At 62.1% G+C, this 19870-nt stretch carries 38 protein-coding genes and 1 pseudogene; 15 read left to right on the top strand and 24 right to left on the bottom strand.

Annotation, left to right across the window (positions count from 1 at the left end; genetic code table 11):
* Positions 1–4: 4 nt before the first annotated feature.
* From FMM79_RS03400 to FMM79_RS22180, 12 genes are all read right to left on the bottom strand, one after another.
* On the bottom strand, positions 5–229 hold the full coding sequence (locus FMM79_RS03400; protein ID WP_148626112.1) for a hypothetical protein: 225 nt from the start codon (positions 227–229) through the stop codon (positions 5–7).
* 13 nt (positions 230–242) lie between these two features.
* Entirely contained in the window at positions 243–644 is a 402-nt protein-coding gene (locus FMM79_RS03395) for a DUF3168 domain-containing protein (RefSeq protein ID WP_148626110.1), read from the bottom strand.
* Between the two features lie 3 nt (positions 645–647).
* Complete coding sequence (locus tag FMM79_RS03390) at positions 648–1076, bottom strand: HK97-gp10 family putative phage morphogenesis protein (RefSeq protein WP_148626108.1); 429 nt, start codon at positions 1074–1076, stop codon at positions 648–650.
* Entirely contained in the window at positions 1073–1420 is a 348-nt protein-coding gene (locus FMM79_RS03385; RefSeq protein WP_148626106.1) for a head-tail adaptor protein, read from the bottom strand. The genes FMM79_RS03390 and FMM79_RS03385 overlap by 4 nt, the downstream gene beginning before the upstream one ends.
* A complete protein-coding gene (locus FMM79_RS03380) occupies positions 1420–1995 on the bottom strand; it encodes a head-tail connector protein (RefSeq protein WP_240338955.1) in 576 nt (191 codons plus the stop codon). The genes FMM79_RS03385 and FMM79_RS03380 overlap by 1 nt, the downstream gene beginning before the upstream one ends.
* A gap of 60 nt (positions 1996–2055) precedes the next feature.
* Positions 2056–2211: a hypothetical protein gene (locus tag FMM79_RS21155; protein ID WP_153269309.1), complete on the bottom strand. Its 156-nt coding sequence runs from the start codon at positions 2209–2211 to the stop codon at positions 2056–2058.
* Between the two features lie 86 nt (positions 2212–2297).
* Positions 2298–3515, bottom strand: a complete 1218-nt coding sequence (locus tag FMM79_RS03375) for a phage major capsid protein (RefSeq protein WP_205466443.1) — start codon at positions 3513–3515, stop codon at positions 2298–2300.
* A 29-nt stretch (positions 3516–3544) separates the two neighbouring features.
* On the bottom strand, positions 3545–4396 hold the full coding sequence (locus tag FMM79_RS03370; RefSeq protein ID WP_148626100.1) for a head maturation protease, ClpP-related: 852 nt from the start codon (positions 4394–4396) through the stop codon (positions 3545–3547).
* Positions 4383–5666 carry a phage portal protein gene (locus tag FMM79_RS03365; RefSeq protein ID WP_148626098.1) on the bottom strand — a complete coding sequence of 428 codons (1284 nt, stop codon included), beginning with the start codon at positions 5664–5666 and terminating at the stop codon, positions 4383–4385. The genes FMM79_RS03370 and FMM79_RS03365 overlap by 14 nt, the downstream gene beginning before the upstream one ends.
* Complete coding sequence (locus FMM79_RS03360) at positions 5666–7546, bottom strand: terminase large subunit (RefSeq protein WP_148626096.1); 1881 nt, start codon at positions 7544–7546, stop codon at positions 5666–5668. The genes FMM79_RS03365 and FMM79_RS03360 overlap by 1 nt, the downstream gene beginning before the upstream one ends.
* Positions 7503–7904 carry a hypothetical protein gene (locus FMM79_RS03355; RefSeq protein ID WP_148626094.1) on the bottom strand — a complete coding sequence of 134 codons (402 nt, stop codon included), beginning with the start codon at positions 7902–7904 and terminating at the stop codon, positions 7503–7505. The genes FMM79_RS03360 and FMM79_RS03355 overlap by 44 nt, the downstream gene beginning before the upstream one ends.
* 152 nt (positions 7905–8056) lie before the next feature.
* Entirely contained in the window at positions 8057–8440 is a 384-nt protein-coding gene (locus FMM79_RS22180; RefSeq protein WP_148626092.1) for an HNH endonuclease, read from the bottom strand.
* 68 nt (positions 8441–8508) lie between these two features.
* Between FMM79_RS22180 and FMM79_RS03345 the strand changes: the two genes are divergently transcribed.
* Positions 8509–8838, top strand: coding sequence for a hypothetical protein (locus tag FMM79_RS03345; RefSeq protein ID WP_148626090.1), 330 nt, complete (start codon positions 8509–8511; stop codon positions 8836–8838).
* Between the two features lie 85 nt (positions 8839–8923).
* Here FMM79_RS03345 and FMM79_RS03340 read toward each other — a convergent pair whose 3' ends face one another.
* From FMM79_RS03340 to FMM79_RS03310, 9 genes are all read right to left on the bottom strand, one after another.
* Positions 8924–9496 carry a hypothetical protein gene (locus tag FMM79_RS03340; RefSeq protein ID WP_148626088.1) on the bottom strand — a complete coding sequence of 191 codons (573 nt, stop codon included), beginning with the start codon at positions 9494–9496 and terminating at the stop codon, positions 8924–8926.
* Positions 9496–10011, bottom strand: coding sequence for a hypothetical protein (locus FMM79_RS03335; RefSeq protein WP_148626086.1), 516 nt, complete (start codon positions 10009–10011; stop codon positions 9496–9498). The genes FMM79_RS03340 and FMM79_RS03335 overlap by 1 nt, the downstream gene beginning before the upstream one ends.
* A 16-nt stretch (positions 10012–10027) precedes the next feature.
* Positions 10028–10735 carry a hypothetical protein gene (locus FMM79_RS03330; protein WP_148626085.1) on the bottom strand — a complete coding sequence of 236 codons (708 nt, stop codon included), beginning with the start codon at positions 10733–10735 and terminating at the stop codon, positions 10028–10030.
* The gene (locus FMM79_RS03325; RefSeq protein ID WP_148626082.1) at positions 10732–11088 is read right to left on the bottom strand and encodes a hypothetical protein; all 357 of its coding nucleotides are present in this window, start codon (positions 11086–11088) and stop codon (positions 10732–10734) included. Before FMM79_RS03325 ends, FMM79_RS03330 begins: the two co-directional genes overlap by 4 nt.
* On the bottom strand, positions 11085–11237 hold the full coding sequence (locus FMM79_RS21150) for a hypothetical protein (RefSeq protein WP_153269308.1): 153 nt from the start codon (positions 11235–11237) through the stop codon (positions 11085–11087). The genes FMM79_RS03325 and FMM79_RS21150 overlap by 4 nt, the downstream gene beginning before the upstream one ends.
* Positions 11237–11473, bottom strand: coding sequence for a DUF2312 domain-containing protein (locus tag FMM79_RS03320; RefSeq protein WP_148626080.1), 237 nt, complete (start codon positions 11471–11473; stop codon positions 11237–11239). Before FMM79_RS03320 ends, FMM79_RS21150 begins: the two co-directional genes overlap by 1 nt.
* Before the next feature lie 10 nt (positions 11474–11483).
* A complete protein-coding gene (locus tag FMM79_RS21145; RefSeq protein ID WP_153269307.1) occupies positions 11484–11660 on the bottom strand; it encodes a hypothetical protein in 177 nt (58 codons plus the stop codon).
* A 50-nt stretch (positions 11661–11710) separates the two neighbouring features.
* Positions 11711–12163, bottom strand: a complete 453-nt coding sequence (locus tag FMM79_RS03315; protein WP_148626078.1) for a hypothetical protein — start codon at positions 12161–12163, stop codon at positions 11711–11713.
* A gap of 149 nt (positions 12164–12312) precedes the next feature.
* Positions 12313–12504, bottom strand: coding sequence for a hypothetical protein (locus FMM79_RS03310; protein ID WP_148626076.1), 192 nt, complete (start codon positions 12502–12504; stop codon positions 12313–12315).
* 86 nt (positions 12505–12590) lie between these two features.
* Here FMM79_RS03310 and FMM79_RS03305 point away from each other — a divergent pair, with 86 nt between their 5' ends.
* Positions 12591–12803, top strand: a complete 213-nt coding sequence (locus tag FMM79_RS03305; protein ID WP_148626075.1) for a hypothetical protein — start codon at positions 12591–12593, stop codon at positions 12801–12803.
* 4 nt (positions 12804–12807) lie between these two features.
* Here the strand turns inward: FMM79_RS03305 and FMM79_RS03300 are convergent, their stop codons facing one another.
* Positions 12808–13239, bottom strand: a complete 432-nt coding sequence (locus FMM79_RS03300) for a hypothetical protein (protein ID WP_148626073.1) — start codon at positions 13237–13239, stop codon at positions 12808–12810.
* A complete protein-coding gene (locus FMM79_RS03295; RefSeq protein ID WP_148626071.1) occupies positions 13236–13454 on the bottom strand; it encodes a hypothetical protein in 219 nt (72 codons plus the stop codon). Before FMM79_RS03295 ends, FMM79_RS03300 begins: the two co-directional genes overlap by 4 nt.
* Positions 13455–13492: 38 nt before the next feature.
* Between FMM79_RS03295 and FMM79_RS22175 the strand changes: the two are divergent.
* From FMM79_RS22175 to FMM79_RS03235, 13 genes and pseudogenes are all read left to right on the top strand, one after another.
* Positions 13493–13717, top strand: a pseudogene (locus FMM79_RS22175) (helix-turn-helix domain-containing protein); the annotation flags it as partial.
* 99 nt (positions 13718–13816) lie between these two features.
* Complete coding sequence (locus FMM79_RS21745) at positions 13817–14221, top strand: S24 family peptidase (RefSeq protein WP_240338945.1); 405 nt, start codon at positions 13817–13819, stop codon at positions 14219–14221.
* A gap of 47 nt (positions 14222–14268) precedes the next feature.
* Complete coding sequence (locus FMM79_RS03285; RefSeq protein WP_148626067.1) at positions 14269–15048, top strand: HipA family kinase; 780 nt, start codon at positions 14269–14271, stop codon at positions 15046–15048.
* A complete protein-coding gene (locus tag FMM79_RS03280) occupies positions 15045–15905 on the top strand; it encodes a DUF3037 domain-containing protein (protein WP_148626065.1) in 861 nt (286 codons plus the stop codon). The genes FMM79_RS03285 and FMM79_RS03280 overlap by 4 nt, the downstream gene beginning before the upstream one ends.
* A gap of 5 nt (positions 15906–15910) precedes the next feature.
* On the top strand, positions 15911–16321 hold the full coding sequence (locus FMM79_RS03275) for an HIRAN domain-containing protein (RefSeq protein WP_148626064.1): 411 nt from the start codon (positions 15911–15913) through the stop codon (positions 16319–16321).
* 108 nt (positions 16322–16429) lie between these two features.
* Positions 16430–17173: a hypothetical protein gene (locus FMM79_RS21360; RefSeq protein ID WP_162528428.1), complete on the top strand. Its 744-nt coding sequence runs from the start codon at positions 16430–16432 to the stop codon at positions 17171–17173.
* Positions 17173–17358, top strand: a complete 186-nt coding sequence (locus FMM79_RS03265) for a hypothetical protein (RefSeq protein WP_148626062.1) — start codon at positions 17173–17175, stop codon at positions 17356–17358. Before FMM79_RS21360 ends, FMM79_RS03265 begins: the two co-directional genes overlap by 1 nt.
* 97 nt (positions 17359–17455) lie before the next feature.
* Complete coding sequence (locus FMM79_RS03260) at positions 17456–17692, top strand: hypothetical protein (RefSeq protein ID WP_240338944.1); 237 nt, start codon at positions 17456–17458, stop codon at positions 17690–17692.
* A gap of 129 nt (positions 17693–17821) precedes the next feature.
* On the top strand, positions 17822–18070 hold the full coding sequence (locus FMM79_RS03255) for a hypothetical protein (RefSeq protein ID WP_148626058.1): 249 nt from the start codon (positions 17822–17824) through the stop codon (positions 18068–18070).
* The gene (locus tag FMM79_RS03250) at positions 18070–18585 is read left to right on the top strand and encodes a cupin domain-containing protein (RefSeq protein WP_148626055.1); all 516 of its coding nucleotides are present in this window, start codon (positions 18070–18072) and stop codon (positions 18583–18585) included. Before FMM79_RS03255 ends, FMM79_RS03250 begins: the two co-directional genes overlap by 1 nt.
* Positions 18582–18755 (top strand): hypothetical protein, encoded by a 174-nt coding sequence (locus FMM79_RS03245; protein ID WP_205466441.1) that lies wholly within the window; start codon positions 18582–18584, stop codon positions 18753–18755. The genes FMM79_RS03250 and FMM79_RS03245 overlap by 4 nt, the downstream gene beginning before the upstream one ends.
* A complete protein-coding gene (locus FMM79_RS03240; protein WP_039392928.1) occupies positions 18752–18991 on the top strand; it encodes a hypothetical protein in 240 nt (79 codons plus the stop codon). Before FMM79_RS03245 ends, FMM79_RS03240 begins: the two co-directional genes overlap by 4 nt.
* Positions 18988–19641 carry an HNH endonuclease gene (locus tag FMM79_RS03235; protein WP_148626052.1) on the top strand — a complete coding sequence of 218 codons (654 nt, stop codon included), beginning with the start codon at positions 18988–18990 and terminating at the stop codon, positions 19639–19641. The genes FMM79_RS03240 and FMM79_RS03235 overlap by 4 nt, the downstream gene beginning before the upstream one ends.
* Positions 19642–19652: 11 nt before the next feature.
* Here the strand turns inward: FMM79_RS03235 and FMM79_RS03230 are convergent, their stop codons facing one another.
* The gene (locus FMM79_RS03230) at positions 19653–19838 is read right to left on the bottom strand and encodes a hypothetical protein (RefSeq protein ID WP_148626049.1); all 186 of its coding nucleotides are present in this window, start codon (positions 19836–19838) and stop codon (positions 19653–19655) included.
* Positions 19839–19870 lie beyond the last annotated feature (32 nt).

Below are 19870 nucleotides of genomic sequence, written 5' to 3'. Positions count from 1 at the left end.
GCGGTTACTCCTTATTGGCGCGACGCGCGCCCTTGGTGGCACTGGGGGCCGCGACCGGCGCGGCCATCTTTTCCAACCCGTCAGGCTCGGCCAGTTCGGCCAGCTTGAGGGCGATGAGCTGGCCGCCACGCTTGGCGGTCACGGTCAATTGTTTGCCGACAAGCACGCGCGCGTCCTTCGGATCGTCGGCTTCCCTGTCGATGAATTCTCGTGTGGCTCTGATCCGCATCAGGCTCTCCTGTTCAGTCTGTGGTGCGGTGCCAGATCATTACGTCCACGCTCGCGCGGTGGACCGGCCCCTTACTGTCAGTGTCGCTGTCGGATCGGCGCCCGATGATGAAGGTTCGCAGCTGCACACCAAGGTTCACGCCGCGATACCCCACCAACAGGCCGCCATCCCCCGCCAGCATGTTCGCCAGATTCCGGGCGGCGAAAAACGTGCCCCCCCAACATTCGAACTGGGCAAGATCGCGGTACCAGCCGCTGGCTCCGCGAAGGTGCATGTCCACCCTGCCGCTGATCTGGTGAATCGTGAGCGCCGGGAGCGGCGCGCCCTGGACGCGCACACCCCAGTCAACGCGCTGGCCCACCAGCCCGGAGATCGGCCCATGGCTGAGCAACAGGTTGCGGATTGCCTCTTCCACGGCTCAGCCCTTCATGATGCGGTTGAATTCCTTGCGCAGGCGGTCGACCGCGACTTCGGTCGCCTCCTCGGCTTTCTGGTCGAATGCCGGTCGAATGAAGGGCTGGGGCGGGGAGTGTACCGTTCCGAATTCGACCATATGGCCGTAGAAGCCGTCGTGCGGCTGCCCCTTGCCCTGACGTGCCCCCACAAAGACTTCGTAGCTTCCTCGTCCGAGCCGACCCGACGCATAATTCAGCGCCTGTGTGCTGACGTCGATGCTGTCGCGCAGGTTGCCTGTGCGCGCGGGCACCAGGATGCGCGCCTCTTCGGCGATCACTTCGGCACCTTCAGTGATTGCCTCTTCCACAACTTCGCGGCGGCTGACCCGCGAGAGCTTCTTCAGGTTGCGCTCCAGATCGCGGGATACGACCAGCTTGACGCTCGGCTTCATGGCAGCGTGTCAGGCCGGGCCGAAGTCGTAATCTCGATCTCGTCCTCGCGCTCAGAGCGCTCCTTGGTACCCGTCACTTCATAGGTAACGCCCTTGTGCTGCAGCACATCCCCGCCCGCGATTGTGCGCGTCAGGCTGTCTGATCGAACGGTCCATCTGGTGGTGAGATCCTGAGCATACTCGGCAGCCTGCATGCGCTCGCCATCGCTGATGTCCGCCTTTTTCGCCCACCGCTTGCCGATTTCGGCCGGCGGGCCTTTTACGGTCGCGGTCCCGTCGTCCACGAGCGCGCTGCGCCAGATCGAGATCCGCCTATCGTATTGAGTGGCTGAGGATCGCGTCATCAGCGATAAACCCGGAACGGCTGAAGAAGCTTTTCGGCGGTCGTTGACATAGGGATCTTCGAAACTGCCTGATCGCTCACCGTCTCGGGAAAGCGGTACATATCGCCCACCATCAAGAGCAGCGCCGCGCGCACAGGCGCCGGCAGTGTCGCGTAGCCAGCAATCCAACGGATCCGCACGGTTTCGCCATCCGCACCGCGCCACGATGCGGCGGGGAAAGTGCCTGGCCATGCAGGGCGCAGCAAATTCCCGGTTAGCTCGTACCCAGAAGGATCAAGTGTGGTGGTGCCCCCATCCGCGTCGATATACTCGATGCTTTCGATCGCTGTAGCCGGAGGGTATGGCAGCTCAATCGCACCGCAAGTGCCGAACGAGGGAAGCCTCGCCTCCAGAGTTTGAACGGCAAATGCTCGGCCGAGCCAACCGTCCGGCCCATCGATGTGCCCGAACGCTGCATCAATATAGCCCTGGATTAGCTGGTCCTGGTCATCATGCTCGACGCGCAGGTGCGCCTTGACGTCCTCAAGTGAGGGCTTGGAGGCAGGCGCTGGCGGCATGATGACGAAAACGCGCATCACGTTAAACCGCGTCAAACGTCCGCTGGATGAGTGCAGGCACGTCAACAACAGCCATGTTCAACCCTCCTTGAGCGCTTTGGTTACAGCCTCGCGAGCCGATAGGGCGGGGTCGTTGAACTGCGGGGAGGGTTGGGTTCGCTTGGAGGTGAGCGCGACCTTCTCATCCTTCTCGTCGGTCTTGGTCTTGGCGACGGCCTTTTTCGCGATGGTCATTGATACACTCCTTCTTCACCCCTCCATGCGCCCGCATCGGCGGGGGCGTGAAGGAGGGCGGGCAGATTGAGCTGCCCGCCGAACCATCAGGCCATCTTGAGCGCCTTCATGAATTCGGGATTCTGCACCCCACCGCCTACGCGCTTGGTGGTGTAGAAGTGCACGAAGGGCTTGTTGGTGTAGGGATCGCGCAGGATCCGAGTACCCACTCGATCGATGACCAGGTACGTCATGCGCATGTCGCCGAAGAGCATCGGAATGGCGCCAGTAGCAGCATCGGGCATGCCCTCGATTTCGGTGGTCGCGTAGCCCAAGATGCGACCCGGCTCGCCATCCTGATAGCCAGGCTGCCAGAGGTAGTTGCCTTCGCCGTCCTTGAGCTTTCGGACCGAGCTCATAGTGCCGTTGTTCATGAAGAACCTGGCACCGGCGCGCCGCGAACTGGGAAGGCTATAGACCAAGTCGACGAGTTCATCGGCGGCAATGTCGGTTGCCGATGTCGCGGCCTTGGCGGTGATGGCACCGAAGGGATGTTTCGCCGCGTTGGCTTCGCCGGTGACGTAGGTCAGGATGCCGAATGGCTTGTTCGTCCCGTTACCACTCAGGAATGCAATGCCTTCCTGATAGGCGAATTCGGTATTGACCTCATCGGCCAGCCATCGCTCGACGTTGACCGCTGCGTCATCGATGAATGCCTGCGTGGCGGCCGGGTTCGCGTAGATTTCGCCGTGGCCGAAGGTCAGTTCCGAGACCCCAGGCGTGGCGGTCTCGGGGCGAGCCGCGGTCTCGCCAACCCAACCAGAGCCGATGGTGCGATCCGAGTACAGCCGTTTGAAGCCAGCCGTGCTGGTAGTGATCACCTGTGCGTGCTGACGGATGGGGGAGATTTCCTTGAGCGCACCCGTGATGGTGCGGTCCCACTCGACAGGGGCGAGATATCCGCCTTCAGCATCAGTCCCGACAGACAGGGCGGCAGAGACATCACCCTTACGGAAGTGCGCATTGAAGGCTGCGCGATATTCCGGGTCGGTCGGCTCCATGTCGCCAGGGAGGCTGTCGCCGAGGCGAGCCGCCGCGAGTTCGGTATTCGCCTTGGTGATTGCTTCCTCGATCTTGCTGATCTCGGCGTTGATACGGTCGACCTGCTCATTCAGCACGGAGTCGTCGACCTTGGATGCGAGAGCCTGCTCGTGCTTGCTGCGCATTTCCGTTACGGCAGCATTCAGCTGGGCGAAGAGGGCCCTGGTGTCATCGCCTTCGGCGCGCACGAGACCGCACAGGGCGCGGGGAGCCGCGCCGATCAAGTGAATCGGCTTCATGTAAGTATCCTTGATTAAGCCCGCAGGCTGTTCAAAAGAGCGGATGCCTCAAGCATCCAGTCGGTTGAGCCAGCGCCAGGCGTGGCGTCGTCGCGGGCAGCGCCAGGCGTACCCTTGATTTTATTGATGCGCTCGCGCGCTTGAGTGCGGGTCGCTCCGGCGTGCACCAATGTGAGCTCCATGGCGCGCAGTTCGTTTACAGAACGATCTGCAGCCTTCGTGGCCTCATCAACCTTCATGGCATCGGCAGGAAGAAGAGCGTCGGCAAAGCCACGCTCGATCGCTTGAGCGCCGGACATGTAAGTCTCTTTGTCCATCCACGCGGCGACCTGAGCGGCATCGTTGCCGGTACGCTCTGTATAGAGTGAGGCCATTGCGGAATCGAACGGCTCGAGCCAGTCGGCGAGGTCGCGCATGTCGTTGCGGTTTCCCATCGCCAGGACCCAGCAATTGTGGATCATCATGAACGATGCGGCACCGATCTCGATCTTGTCACCAGCCATGGCGATGATGCTGGCTGCGCTAGCTGCCATGCCCATCACCTGCACGGTGATGTCCTGCGGGTGTTCTCGCAGCACATTGTAGACGGCGATCCCTTCAAACATGTCGCCGCCGGGCGAATTGATCTGGATCGTTGCCGGCCGGTCGCCGATCGCGCGGAGCTGCTCAGCGACTTTCTTTGCGGTGATACCCCCGCCAGTCCAGTAGTCCTCGCCAACGACATCGAACATTGTGATCGTGGCATCGTCGGCGAGCAGCGCACGAACGCCGGCGGCATCACTGCCCCATTGGTCGTACACCTCAGGCTTCGTAAACGCGCTGACACGCTTCTGCGCAGGCAGGGGGAGGGCGTTAGGACGGGGCATTTGCGGTCTCCGGTGTTGCCCAGGCAGGGCGGTTCATTGCCGGGTCGTCGGATTTGTTCAGGTCCATCACTTCTCGTGCTTCGTTTGGAACCATGTAGCCACCTTGGCCGGGGCCGCCGATCGCCGCTTTGAGGAAGTCCGACTGATCCTTGAGGGATCCACGCAGCAACGCCGCCTCGTTGAACTTGAAGAAATGGGTTTCGCGCTCGGCATCGCTCAACAACGATTGGGCGAGAGCCTCCTCCCACGCAGTAAACCACCCCGCGAGACAGTACGTGATGAAGAATAGCCCAAGCTGCTCGATACCGCTGCCCCAGCTTGTTTCGTCAAACATGAGGAGAGGGCGGGGGACACCGGTACCGCGGGAAACCTCTTCAGCTTGATAGCGGCGGCTTTCGAGGCCCTGGGCATCTTTGCTCGTCATTCCGAATGGTTGGACGTCCATACCTTCCTCGGTAACGATCCAGCGGCCTGCATTTTCAGGGCCCGAATGGCGCTCCGCGAACTGGTCACGCAAGCGTTGCGCGGCCTCGTTACTGATCTGCTTCGGGTGCTTCAGCGCCCCCCCGACATAAGAGCCGTTTTTGATCAAGCGAGAAGCAGCTTCATCAGCAGCCTCAGCGAGGCCCAGCGCCTCGCCCATCAACTTGATGAGGCCATCCCCGGTGAGGCCATCACAGGTCCAGGGCGAGCGAAGATGGACGACCTCGTCAGGTCGAAGGACGCGAATACGGCCCTGCCGTGTGGTCCACTTGTAGGTCAGATTCCAGGCGTCATCGAGGTCAGCGACGACACGGTCAGGATCGAGAGGAATGAGTGCGCCAATTCCACGGACACCAGGTACCTTGAGCGCATAGGCATTGCCCTTAATCAGCGCGCGCCCTTGCATATAGGTCTTGAACTTGAAGGGGTCTTGAAAGCCGTTCGGCCTCCCGCGAGGTTTGAGCAGTTTGTGAACAGGGTGATCGGCGGCCTTGGAAACTTTGCCGGCACCATCCTTAACCATGAGGTTCAGTGGCAGCATGCCCAGCGTCTGGCTGATCACTGTCACCGCCCGGTTGAACGTTGGGTTCTGCATCGCCGAGCGTTCGGTGACGTACTTGCCTGCCGCAGTCGGACTTCCTTCGCGCAGGAACTCAAGTACGCGCGGATCGCTCAGGTCGAAGAATGTGCCTTCGCTAGCTGCGGCGCTCACCTTGGGCGTGTCGCCAAGCGCTATGGCAGGTTCTGGCGCAGTCAGACCATGGATGACGGAAGACCAAAACCCCATCAGAGCACCATGACGCCGCGCGTTTCGTAGATAGACTGCGGCGGTTCAGCATCGAATGCCGAAGCCACGCCGATGGCCATGCAAAGTGCTACAGCAGCGTCGATCTTATTCACGGCGCGCTCCTTTGCCAGCCAACTGTTTTCCCAGCGGTCGGAATCCGTGACCGCACTCATCATCGCCGAAATCAGGACTGGATTTCGAAGTAGCCGAATGCGGCCTTCCAAAAGGGCGTCCTCAAGCTCTCGAAGTGAGCCCGGCATCCAGAGGCCTTCGGGTTCGACCTCGCGGGCCCTGGCCGCTTCGATCATGGCCTCGGTCGGCTTCCCCTTCTTCGTTCCGCCCTGCGGGTGCTCAACGAAGGGCACGCTCAGGCCCAGCTGGTGGCACTCGTTCTCGAACTGCCGAAACGCGTATCGGTCGTAGCCAACCGCTGAGATCTCGAAGCGGCGGTCGTCGTCGGCCAAAGCCTGGGCGACGTGATCGAAACGAATGCTTTGCCCCTTCGGCGCCTCAAGATGCCCGTCTCGGACCCAGACGTCATAGGGGGCCTTGTCGCGCAGCGCACGGGCCTCCAAGGTGTCGCCCGGCGTCCATGCTTCAATCCAAGCATCAAAGGTCGGCTTCGAGACAATCCGCTTCTCGCCCTCGACCTCAACTTCGACGTCCACACTGCCGGTCTGGACGACATTCGCCTTCGCGGTGATGTCCCGGCTCTGCGAAAGGTCGAGGCCGATAGCGCAGCGCTTCCCGTGATGCTCGGCGATATCGAAGTCTGCGATGCAAGGTTCGAGAACCGCGCGCGACATCCACGCCGATTCAGCGTCGGTCCAGACGCAGAAATGCAGGCGCAGAATGCCGTTAAGCTTCCCCGGGATTGCCTTCGCCTGGGCAACGACACCTTCGAGGTATTCGTAAGACAGGATCGTGCCGAGCAGTGGGTTCGCCTTCGCCCAGCACTTCGGATCCTTCAGGGGATCGTCGCCTGGATCAAGCGAGCATACGAAGCTGAAGGTGCTGTCATCTATCGGCTCGCCGACATAGGCGAAATCTTCGCCTGGCGTCGCAGTCCCTGCCGCAACCCTGACGGCGTGTTCATGCTCCTCGTAACAAATCGAATTGCGATCCGAACCGCTGTTGGTGATCATCAGCAGCAGTGGCTGCCGTCGAAATTTGAAGCCGCGCTCGATCATCTCGACCGCGTCGCGGTTCGGGTGTTCGTGCAGCTCGTCCGCGAGGCCTATGTGCGGGCGCAGGCCTGAGCCCGACTTGCCTGCGCTCCTGCTCAGCGGGCGGAAAAATGAGTTCTTAGCCAGCCATGCTAGGTTGAACACGCGCCCAGGGCCGCCGCTTTGGGTGATCCGCTTGGCGAGATCGGGCGACTGGTCGACCATCGCGACCGCGTCATTGAAGAGGATCTTCGCCTGGTCGCGGTGCGCAGCCACAGCGTAGATCTCGGCGCCGGGCTCGCCGTCTGCCATCATCCCGTAGAGGCCGATGCCACCGGCGAACGGCGATTTCCCGTTCCCTTTTCCTTCCTCGATAAAGGCCCGGCGGAACCGGCGGCTGCCGTCTGCGCGCTCCCAGCCGAACAGGTTGCCTAGCTTGAATGCCTGCGATGGGTGTAGCTCGAAAGGCCGCCCCTCAAACTGGCCGCCATTGAGGCGCAGCTTGGTTTCGAAGAACCGGAAGACCCGCTCGGCCTTCTCGACGGAATAGCGCAGCCCGCGTTTGTGCCCGTTCTTCAGATCGTCGAGGTGGCGCCGGCATGCGTTGCGGACATGGGGGCCCGCGATGAATTTGCCGGCGACAACGTCGAGCGCAAACTTGGTGGCCCGGTCACTCGGAACCGAAGAACTCGTCCTCCTCTTCCTTGCCGCCATGGTCCCCTCGGTTGCGCTCGTCCGTGAGACCAAGCTCGCTCATGTAGGCGCGCATCTGGCCATGCTTCGACGCCGGGAACCCGATGGGGTTATGCCGGAACTCGCTCCAGAGCTCGCAGAATGCAATCGCAGCTGGCTCTCGTGATCCGTCGAGCCAGCCTGCCGGTGCGATGAATTTCTTCCAGGCCTTCAGAGCCTCACCCTTAAGCCCGGTCGGCTTGGTCAGCGTGCCGAAGCTGACCGCACTCGCTTGCGCGGCCTCTTTCGTGGCCGCGCTTTCGCCATGACGCGCGGTCCGGTGGGTGCCGTCGACCAGGCGCAGCTGCGCCGGTTTCGGCTTCGCTCCCCTGGTGGCCATATTGGACCTTTCAAAACATCAATCTGGTTTTGTGAAAATTTCAGGCCCACTGCGGTCCCTAGACCGGCAAGTCCTCAACTTTGAGATACCCCCCGGGGGAGGGCGCTTTCATGCCCATTCTTGGTACTTTCGCGATGTTGCGCGACATATTGTTACGCGCCCTCGGGCCATCCGTCCGAGCCGATCCGCGCGCGCTGCCGATGGCCTTGGTCTTCGGCCGTCTTTGCTTCGTGGCAGGGACCGCAGAGCGTTTGCAGGTTATCAGGGGCGTCTGTGCCGCCCTTGGCTTTCGGCGTCTTGTGGTCGACGTGCAGGTGTACCGGCTTACCATCTTCGCCGATCGATCCCTTGGAAGTGATCCGACCTTGCGAAAGGCAGGCTTGGCAAAGGTACTGGTCACGCTCGAGGATTGCCAGGCGCTGTTTGTCCCAGGCGCTTCCGTATCCGCGTTCATGCCGCGACTTGCCATTATGATGCCATGCCTGGCGCGACTGGCGCTGGTGACCTGCTTTGTACGGCAATGGGACATGGGCCATTGATCAAAGCACCTTGCTGAGGTTCTACGCCAGTGGCATCACGCCGCCTCCAATCAATTGGGGGCAACATGAAGTATTCCGCAATTCTCGTAGCATCCTTGGCGTTGGCTGGCTGCGCTTCGACGCAAAAGGTCCTCGACAAAGAACCTACCGAAGTCTTTCACTCTGAGAAGAGCCAGAACGAGGTAGCATTCTGCCTCGCCAACAAGAACAACACTAATGCGATGGATCGCGATGATGGATCCAAGGTTGTTCTGATCAAGAATGGCTATGGCGGCGTTTCGCTCGCTTTCACCGTCTTTGAAGAGGGTGAAGGAAGCCGGATCGAATATCGCCGTCAGTTCGGCACCATCGGAGCTGCATGGAAGCAGTGCATCGGGCTGAAGCCCGAGGAGTAGAACGGGTAGCGCCCGCAAGGCACGAAACCTGCGGGCGCAACTTTAATCATCATTTACGGAAAATTTGCACGATTTGGCGATAGCGTCAAGCTGATCCGTACTGCGCCACAAGGATTTTCCCCGGCTGTCGAGGTGGAGCCAGCACGTCCAGGGCTGCGATTGCTGATCGAAGAACCATCTGGTCGGCTGGGTGCTTTCCCCCAGCGAGAAGGTTGTCCAGCCAGTAGGGCCCTGTGTCGGTGTAGAGCCTCGACAAAAGCTGATCCAGCCAGGGGCGCGTGCCGCTGGCGTCCAGCTCCTTCATCATTTGGAATAGCCAATCCCGGTCGCGCTGATCGTGTTCGCTGATCTCGACTTCGGTCAGGCCACCGCGCGGCGAAGCATCGAGCGCGCACCGGTATGTCTCGCCACCGATCACGCGGTTGTAGATCCTCGCGAAACGCTTGCCAGCGATGTAGCGATCGTCGGCATATTGGGCGTCTTCTCCGAGCAGGCCCGCCGCATAAGCGCGCCCAAGCGCCGTGCTATAGTGTGTGCCGTATTTCGCGCGTCTGCCTTGAACCCACTCACTGCCCTTATCGTGCGTGACCGTCTGGACGATCTTGCCGCAGGCGTGCCGCTTCACGTTGCGCTTCTTCGGTCTGCCTCGACGCGCCATCAGTTGCGTGCCTCCTCTCGAAGAGAGCCGCGGCGTGGCCGCAGCACATAGCTCCCGCAATCACACCGCCAAAGGAGCGAGCGCGTCTCGCCAACCCGCTTCCAGTAGTCGGGCATGGCGTCGATCTCATCCTGGCTGGCCTTCCCGGAGGCGAGGCGCGTCATGGCATCCTCGAAGCGGGCTTGGCGCTCATGGCGGCTGGCGGTGGCTGCCTGCCGCTGCTCCTGCACGGCTGCGTCGCACCGCTCCCAGCGCTTCAGGATCTCGACGCACTCCGAGGTGCTCGGGAAGAACCTGCAATTCCTGAGTGCCTCGGTGACCAGGAACTCGATGGCGGCCTTGGGGCGCTGGCCGATCGCGAGCTCATAGGCGCGCACGCGGAGCTCGCCGCCGACCACGTCGTCCTTGCGACGCGGCAGCGTGTCCAGCATCCGCAGGCACTTCGCCAGGAACTGACCATCGCAGAAGGCGAGCTCGGGCAGCGGGGCCGCAGCGACCGCCTCGACGGCGACCAACTCGGCGTCGCTCAGCCTAGCCGGTGGCGCCGAAGATCCGCTCGTCGAGAGCGCGCTGGAAGCCGTCGCGGTGGTCTGGCTCAGAACGCCCGGAAGCAGCGCGCCAAGCGGCTGGGCCGCGCTGAGGAGTGGAGGCTGGTCTGTCATCGTATTGGCCCTCGAGGATTTTCGTCACGGTGTCGGGTCGGAGGAGGAAGTCGATGTTGGCGCCGGCCCAGTCTCCGGCATCGCCGCGCAGGAACGCGGACTGGGGCACTTGCTGGATTGCCCGCTGGATCGCTTGCAAGCCGTCGTCCTTCAGCCTGGCTCGGCAGTGGCGGCGGCGGGTATCGCTGAGCTTAGCGCAGGTGCGTAGCCCAGCGGCGCGGGCCATGGCGTTCCAGGCGGAAACCACGGTCGCGCAGTCGTCACTCGCCGGAACGGCCTTACGCGTGGGCGGGGATTCTCCCTCCGGGTGGGTATGGGTGGAGGGGTTAGATTTATTTTCATTGGGGAGGAGGGAAAGGGAGGGGCTGTCCTGTGACGTCACGTCCTGTCCTGTGACGTCACGTGACGTCACGTGACCGCGCTCCTCTTTCTCGCGCTCACGCTGCTCCTGCTTGCGGCGGCGATCATTCGCGCGGCGCTCGTCCAGCACTTTGCGTTCGGCCAACAGCATGGCCACTTCGGCAACGAGCTCGGGCGACGTGCCATCGGCAATGAGGCGGGTGAGAAGGTCGCTCATGATCCATCCCCGTCCTTCGGCGCGCCGACCTCGATCTCCACGCGCCCGGATTTCTCCGGCTCCGCGAACTCGTATCTGGGCACGAACCGGCTGTCGTTCACCTTCAGCGCATCAGCGATGCCGTCGAAGATGGGCTTCATGCGGTTGGGGAAGTTGGTGCGATCGCCGCGGCGGTTGGGCGGCACGAAGCGCACGCACAGCACGATGTCGCCAGCCGCCGGGGCGCGGGCGCGCGCCTCCTTCGTCGCCACATGCGCCCAGTGGCGCCATTGCCGCGTGATCTTGGCCTTGCTCCGCCAATGCCCCTTGGCATGGCCTGACAGGCTGGAGGGAGGGAAGGGAAGGACGATCATGGCTCGCCTTTCGCCTGAAGGAGGTCGGTGAACCCGTAGCGGCGCGCCTCGCATTCCAGGGCCGCCACTTTGCGGCGGGCGCTGTCGAGCAGGGCGGGAAGCCTCTTGATCCGGCTCACCTCCTGCGGGCTCAGCTCGCGGGCCTGCATCAGTCCAGCCCCAGCGCGCTGCGATAGGTCTCCAGGACCATGTCCATCTCGCGACGGTCATCGGGCTTCATCTTCCGCAGGCGGACGACCTGGCGCATGATCTTGACGTCATAGCCCACTGCCTTGGCCTCGTTGTAGACGTCACGGATGTCGTCAGCGATGCCCTTGCCTTCCTCAGACAAGCGCTCAATTCTCTCAATTAGCAGGCGCAGGCGGTCATCGGTGGTTTCGGCCATGACTGGCTCCTCACAGCATCAAGGGTTCATCGTTGGGGCAGTTCGCGATCCAGTCGGCGCGATCTGCGGTGGCTGCGTTCAGCGCCGCCACGGCGTCGGTCATTTCAGTCTCGGCGCGCTCCAGCCGCTCCCGCGCGCGCTTCACGCGCTGCGTTGCGCAGCTGACCAGTTCTTCCAGCTGCTCCATGGAGCGGGGTTTGGGTACCAGCCCGCGGGGCAGGGCGCCTTCGGCTGGCATCACGCCGCCGGCTTGAGTTTGGCGAGCTGGGCATCGATGGCGGCCCGGGCCCGCTCCAGGTCAGAGCGGCACTGGCGCACTTCCTCCGGGCTGATCGCGTCGTCATCCTCCAGTGCCTCGGACAGGGCCAGCGCGGCTTTGAGGACGTCCGACTGCGCGCGGCGGTCATGCAGGGCGGCAAGGCCGGGGCGGCTGGTAATGCAAAGCCGGTCCAGCGATCCGGTGAAGCGGCCATTCCACTCGCGCTTCGCGGCGGCAAACGCTACGACGCCCATCTCGGCAAGGCCTGTGCGGTACTTGGCCGCCTGGTCCTCGCTTTTGCCCAGGATGCGGCCGATATCGGCATCGGTCAGGCCATCCTCGGCCTTGATGGCGGTCAGTTCCTGAGCAACCGCGTCAAGAACGGCAGAAGCGGAAAAGATGCTGCGCTGCGGTGTGGATTGCCGGTTCATCGGTGGGGTACCTCGGCTTCATGAACAGGTGGGAAGTTGAAAAGGCCCGGTGGCGGCCAGTCGGAATGCGAGCGATGGGCGCTCGGCCGCCCCGGGCAGGTGCGCACGCCGGTCTATCGTCGGCATGCGGGAGAGAGGAGGACGCACGCTCATCGGCGCTGCGTCCCAGCCGGAACGATCCCGGCGAATTCCAAATCGCTGTGATGGCAGTGCGAAGCTCCGCACACGGCACAGAAGGCCGCGCGATTGCGCGGGATGCGCTCATTGCCAAGGAACCAGCCGACGCTGGTCGTGTCCGAATTTTCGGACATACCCCTGCCCACGATGAGGCGGCGCGTCATGCGGCACCTCCCTGCCGAGCGCAGTTGCCCGCGCCCGGCAGTTCGGTCATCGTGCAGCTGTCCAAAACAGCACGAATGGAATTGAGATGTCTGAACTTGGCTTTGCTAATCACCTGGCGCTGTTTGCGATCGTCAACGGTCTGCGAAAGGCTGGGGAGGTCAGCGAAGCGACGATACTCGCCATCGTCGAAGAGCTCGAAGCTGCGACCGAGATCAGTGACGCATGGGGGCATGGCAGCACGACCGAAGCGCTCAACAAACTCGGGGCTGCAATCAGGAGGGGAAGGCCTAGCTACTGACATCTCACAGCCACCCCTCTGCGCGGGCGGCGGGCACGCCGCGGGCGACAGCTTCGTCGAATCGTTCGCGCAGTGGCGCGCTCAGGCGTTGTCCCGCGTGGAAGAGGGTTACGGGGTCGTAGCCGGCGCCGGGTGTGCCGAGCTCGTTGACGACCGCATCATAGGTCAGCGCGCAAACCTTTGGGCTGGGGTGAACAGGCAGCAGCTGAGCGAGAAGAAAGAGATCTCGATTCGCAGGGCTTGTGCACATCTCATCGCGCACGATCTCGCGAATGCCGTCCAGCACTTCGGTCGGAGCGAAGCTGGAAGCATCGAACGTCAGCTTCACCGTAACAGCACCGACGGCCGCGCCGCCGCGCGGCGTGCTGCGGCGCCGGGTCGCGAACGTCTGCACGCCGGTGCGCTTGGGGATGGGGCGCGGGCGCGGGCGCGTCATGCGGCTGCGTCCTTTGCCAGTGCCTCGAGTGAGAGTTCGAGCCCTTGGGTGCGCGCAATGTCGGCGATATGTAGCCAGTATTTCGCAGGAATTGTTCGTCCGGAAAGCGACCAAGAACGGACCGTCACTTCGGCAACGGGGACGCCGCGAGAGCGGAGCGCATCGGCTACGACTTTCGCCCCGCCCAGCTCCTGGATCGTTGTGCTACGTTTCATGTTGAATTGCGCTACTAAACGTAGCGACATTTTGCAACATGATTTGTAGCGCTGATGCGTGCCAAAGCATGGCCATGACACGATCAGACCTCGATTCGCCTCATGATCGACTTGCGTGGGCGAGAGTGCAGGCTGGCTTCACTGACAAGGCCGACTTTGCGCGTGCTGTAGGCGTCAATCCCACGACCTACAGGGCCTACGAGAACGGCCAAAACGGGTTCGCCAAACATGCGGTGACATTTGCAAAGAAACTTGGTGTCAGCGCTGACTGGCTCTTGGAGGGTGGGGCAGTTCCAAGCATTTCAACTGTCTCTGGCGAGGAGGCTCTGGCTCCTTCACACAGGCGCGCGCCTGATAGCGTCGTGACGCTCCGATCCTTCGACCTGAGCTATTCCATGGGCCCGGGCGCGAACATCGACGACTACGTCGAAGAGGGCACGTACGAGTTCGACGCGAACATGCTGGCCAAGCTCACCAGGGCGCCGGTCGACCGCCTCTTCGTTGCGCGCGGCGATGGCGACAGCATGTTTCCTACATTGGTCAACGATGATACAGTCGTGATCGATACCACCCAGACAGTCCTGAACCTGCAGGACCGCATCTGGGCCTGCTCGGTCTACGGCGCCGGGGCGATCAAGCGCCTTCGCGCGATCGCGGGCGGCAAGGTCCTCGTCCAGTCCGACAATCCGAACATCCCTGATCAGGAAATCATTTCCGATGACCTGCGCATCGTGGGGCGCGTGATTTGGCTTGGCCGGCGGATCTGATCCGAGTTCAAGCATATGCAGATGTACAGGTAAGGAAATCTAACTTCATGTTGCAGAGGGTAGAGGCAGTTCAATTCATCCGTGATGAGATCGGCGGGAGGAATAGGCCGGTTTTAGCCGCTGCAGAGACCAGCGATGGGGAAGTGATCGAGCTTGTTCTCAAATTTGCGTCATTATGTGAACTGCAATCCAAGGCGTTAGCAGTCGAGGTGATATCAGCGTGTCTTGCCGCTGCATTGGAGTTGCCGATCCCGGAGCCGTTCATAGTGGATCTATCGCCAGAGTGGCGGGCATCCTTGCCTGGCAGTGTCCGCGCGCGTGTATCTGAGTTCGATACAGTCGCATTTGGCTCCCGGTTTCTCTGCCCTCAGTGGTCCCTCTGGACAACGGGGCGAACCCTATCTCCTGCGATGCGCCAACAAGGGGCCGAGATTTTAGCCTTTGACGCATTCACTGAGAATTGTGACCGCAAGGATCAGAACCCAAACTGCTTGGTTAGCGGTGATAAGGTGCGAATCATCGACCACGAGCTATGCCTCCCTCGAGGCGTAATCGGAGCCAAGCCATGGGAGACAGGGGGGCTCCAGCCTTTCACCCAGCCCGGCCAGCATATCTTTCGTCGAGAACTACTTGCGAAAAAGATTGACCATGTCAGCATTCGTGAAAAGTGGTTGTCCTTGCAAGACGAGGACATTGACGCCTATGGGGCCGCCGTGCCCTTCGAGTGGTATGAGGATGCGTTCATTTCCGATATCTTAGATAAGATTCGGCATGTTCGCGATAACATCGATGGATGCATGGCTGAACTTGATCGGATCTTGCAATGAGTCGTCGCCCATATAGCTACACCGTTTTGCGCTACGTACATGACATCGTGACGGGTGAGTTTGTGAATGTCGGACTCGTGCTGACAGCGCCAGCTCATAACGGCGATGCTCCAGAAGTCCTTTTCACTTTCGATGAGAAGGTGCAGCGCCTTCGTGTAATGTTCCCGAACCTCGATCGCGTGGCGTTTCTTGAGGCGATCAAAGCTATGCGGCGAAGTGGTAGAGCTTTGGCCAAGCAGGTGGAAAAGGATCACATGTTCTCGAATGAGGACGCGCGGTCGTTGGCGTTGCGCATGCTTCCACGAGATGGAAGTTCGTTGCAATGGTCTGAGATCGGTACTGGCATCGCTCGGGATCTCGAGAAGGAATTCAAACGTATAAGTCACCGTATGCTGGCTCATTACCAGCATAAGGCAGAAGCCAAGCGGGGCGATGAAGACGTGTGGCGGCCGGTCAAGCAAGCGCTCGAAGATCGAGACGTAAAGATCGAACTGGAGCCAAGGGTAATCGATGGGAAAGTAGATTCCGTCGAGTTTCGCTATGCCTGGAAAAATGGCCAGATCCATGCCTATGAACCCGTTTCATTCGATTTGGCGAATGCAAGTCGCATCCGCGATAAGGCGAGGCGCTGGCGTGGAAACCTTGATGCAGCTCGCGGCGGCGCTGCGGAAAAATTCAGGGCACACTTTATCGCCGGCAGACCATCAAACCCTGCGCTGATGGAAGATTTCCATGCCGCGCTCGACATCCTGCGTGATGCTTCTGGAAAGCCGGAAGTGTTCGATGAGAACGATCTGGACCAGCTTGTGTCCAAGATCGAAAAGGATGTGAAAAAGCACGTTCATCCTGCTCATTGATCCAAGTGCGGTCAGGTAGGTTATCCCTCGCAGTCGTAGGCGCTGACTACCCCAACAAGACCGGCCCATCCCGTCGCTTTGAGATTGCTCTTTGCGGCCCGGGTGAGCCGGTCGAGTTGCGTCTGGAGCCTGAGAACCCAGCCGACCCGCGCGCCGTGGCCGTCTATTCCGACCGTGGTGTCCAGCTCGGCTACCTGACTGCCGATCGCGCGCCTTGGATTGGAGCCATGCTCTCCAGGGGCCGGGTCATCACCGCGATATTCCAGGAGCAGGCGCGCTACGGCGCGGTTGTGCGCGTGGCCTTCGACGGCGAAGCCCCGGAGCTGCCGGAGCGCGCCACCGTCGCAGAAGAGTCGGCTGGCGTTGACGCGGATCAGGATCCGGGCTGGTGGCCGGATGATGACTGGATAGATTGACGCTACAAAAAATGTTGACGCGCTATGAAATGTAGCGTTATGTGCCTCTCACCAACCCGCCGGTGAGCCGAAAGCGCAGACCCGCCGGGATCCATGTTGGAGGTTCCGATGTCTGTCCTTACCGCTACCGATTATGCGAAGGCCTACCGCAACGCGCTTGAGAACGACGCGCTGACGCAAGGCGCGTGGCACACCGAACGCGATGGCCGCCAGCTTGCCTGTGCACTGGGTGTGATTGGTCCGGAAGTCGATGGACCGTCGAAGTGCCCTGCCGCGATCATGCCGCGCTGGCTGGCGCAGATGGTCCCTGGCTTCTTCGACCGGCAGAAGGCTGAGGATGCGTTCGCGTGGGGCAAGGCCTTCACCGAGCAGCTTGCGCGTATTGACGGGAAGGTTCCTTTCAGCGTGATCCATGACTGGCAGGGGCATACCGTATGCCAGCTTGGGGTTGATGCAGCGGAGAAGCACGGACGCGATCCCGCACCGCATAAGGCGCTACAGGCGCTTCACCTGCGCGCGCTGGGCGGCGAGGTAATCCCTGCGGATCAGTGGCGGCCTGTCCTGAAAGACGCCTACGCCTACGCCGACGCCTACGCCTACGCCTACGCCAAAGCCTACGCCTACGCCTACGCCTACGCCGACGCCAACGCCTACGCCTACGCCAAAGCCGACGCCTACGCCTACGCCTACGCCTACGCCTACGCCTACGCCGACGCCTACGCCTACGCCGACGCCGACGCCAACGCCAACGCCTACGCCAACGCCTACGCCTACGCCGACGCCAACGCCAACGCCTGGAAGAAGATGGCTGACGGCATGGTAGCAGCGCTTGAGAGGGTGGAGGTCGCGTGATGCGTCGCGCGCGTTCCACGCCCCAGCCGAGCCGAGAGGTTCTTGAGCAGCGCACCGCCGCGGCTGGTCTGCTCCGCAATTTCCTGATCGCCCTCGAAACGGAGGGCGGCCCCAAGACGCCCTGGATGGAATTCGCCAAGGGCCGGGCCGAAATGGAACTGCGCGCCTGGGGAATGGCGCGATGATCCGCCTTCACCGCAAGCGCGGCCACGTCACCTACGACAACTTCTTCGACCTGCTCATGGACGTGCATGAGGCCATGCTGGCGCGTGGAGAGATCTGATGCGCTGCACCGCCATCATCCTTGCGCTCACGCTGGCCGGCTGCACCGCGCACGCCTGGACGCCGGTCCTGCTCGATAGTCCGTCCGTGATGGCCTTCGTCCTGTCGGACCGGTTCTGGCCCACCATCTTCACGCTGGCCCTGGCCTTTGGCGCGATTGCCGCCGCCGCCTGCGCCGCGCTCGTCTTTCACCCCGGGAGCCTCTCGGGTCGCACGCGGCCGGAGGGCGGCGAATGATCGCCCCCGGCCTTACTCTCCCCACCGCAGCACCGATCGGCTTCCTCAACGTACCCCCCGCTGGCCGATTTGCGGCAACCACCCACGGCGCCGGTGCCGCCGTGGGTCACCAACCGGAGGCGCATCGCCATGGCTGACGAACCCAACTCGCTGCACCTGACCTACGAAGAGGCTGAGCGCGTCGCCGCCGATCTCTCGCGCGTCTGGGTGGGCATGACCGGCCTGTGCGAGACGCCCAAGGTCGAATGCATCGCCGACGTAGTCCAGCGCGCGCTTCGTGGGGCGCGCGCCGTTATCGCGGCTCGCCCCGACCAGAGCGAAGACGCAGGAGCCGCGGCTGGCCGCTTGAACCTCTCCGAGAAGGAGCTCCCCTACTGATGCGCCCTGGATACGCCACCCTCCCTGAAATGCGCAAATGGGCCGACGGCATCATGGAGCGCGATCCCGATTTCGTGATCGGTGATGACTACCTGCGCCGCTGGTGGGTCATCCCGCGCAACGAGCAGTGCAACGTCTACCTCCACGTCATCCGCAAGAGCGATGACGACCGCGCCATGCACGATCATCCTTGGGCGAATACCAGCTACGTGATCGCCGGGCGCTACATCGAGCACACGCCGGAAGGATCGTTCCTGCGCAAGGCCGGTGACGTGATCGAGCGGCCAGCCAACGCACTGCATCGGATCGAGCTTGTGCCCGGCTGGTACGCGACTTCCCTCTTCATTACGGGCCCGAAGGTCCGCGAGTGGGGCTTCCAGTGCGAGCAAGGCTGGGTCCACTGGCAGGACTTCACCGCCGAGGACGATTCCAGCCGCACGGGCCGGGGCTGCGGTGAACATGGCGCGCTGTCGCCGGTGTTGGTTGCGGGTGAGCCGCGGGCGGTGCTGGCATGACCCGCCTGTCGTGCTGCTTTTGCATCATGGCAAGCCAGGCGGATCTCACGACCGCCGCCAAGCTCAACCCACCACTGTACCGCCGGTACGTCAAAACAGAACGCCGCTTAGGCTTTACGCTCAGTATGTCGCGCAAAACGCTCCCGGAAATCACAGGGATCGCAGCATGAAAAACAAGCTCACCGACTTGAACGATCACTTGTTCATGCAGCTCGAGCGCCTGGGCGACGAGGGCATGGACGCTGATAAGATCGAGCAGGAGGCCAAACGCGCTGATGCGATGGTCCAGGTTGCCGATCAGATCATCCGCAACGCAGATCTGCAGCTGAAGGCCGCGAACCTCATCGCCAATCACGGCGACCGCTTCCGGCCCATGCTGCCCATGATCGAAGGCAAGTCGGAATGAAGGGCCGGGCCATCCCCTACAGCACTGCCGAGATGGCATGGCTCGAGGCGAACAAGACACTGTCGATCAGCGACTACCATGCCGCGTTCCAGCAGCGCTTCGGGCGCGCCGACGTGACAGCTGCGAACCTCCATGCCCTGCGTAAGCGCAAGGGCTGGCGCACGGGCCGTTCTGGATTCTTCGTGAAGGGGCAGGAGCCCGTGAACAAAGGAAAGAAGTGCGCGCCGGGGAAGGGCGGTCTGCATCCGAATTCGCGTCGGACCCAGTTCAAGAAAGGCCAGATGAGTGGCACTGCCCAGCACAACTACAAGCCAATCGGGTACGAGCGGATTACCGAGGACGGCTATGTCGAGCGCAAGATCAGCGACACCGGCGCCGCGCGGCAGCGATGGCGGGCTGTGCACCTGCTGAACTGGGAGGCCACCCATGGCCCGCTACCGGAGGGGCACGCCCTCAAGTGCCTGGACGGCAACAAGCAAAACACGGAGCCGGGCAACTGGGAACTCGTGCACCGCGGTGTGCTCGCACGCCTCAATGGTGGGAGGTTTCGCAAGACGCTGCCCTACGACCAGGCGCCAGCCGAGTTGAAGCCTACGGTCATGGCCGTGGCGAAGCTGAAGCACGCCGTCAGTGAGCGGAGGCGCGCATGATTGCCACGCTCTCACTCAAAGACGTGAAGCATCCCCAGCGAACGACGGCTGATGGTGAGGTCGAGTGTCTGGAGGCGACGCGAAAAATGCGCCGCGCGGGCGCAGTTGCCCTCTGCCTGGGCGAAAGCCAGATTTTTGCGGGTGCAGGTCTCAATGTCGACCAGCCGCTGAAGGTCCACTGCGTCGTCAATGCTCATGAAACACCTCCTCTCTCCGTGCACTGGATAAC

It is taken from the genome of Novosphingobium sp. BW1, assembly GCF_008107685.1.
Classification (GTDB): domain Bacteria; phylum Pseudomonadota; class Alphaproteobacteria; order Sphingomonadales; family Sphingomonadaceae; genus Novosphingobium.
The sequence above is the reverse complement of the archived record's forward strand: the minus strand, read 5'-3'. Positions and strand labels throughout refer to the sequence as shown.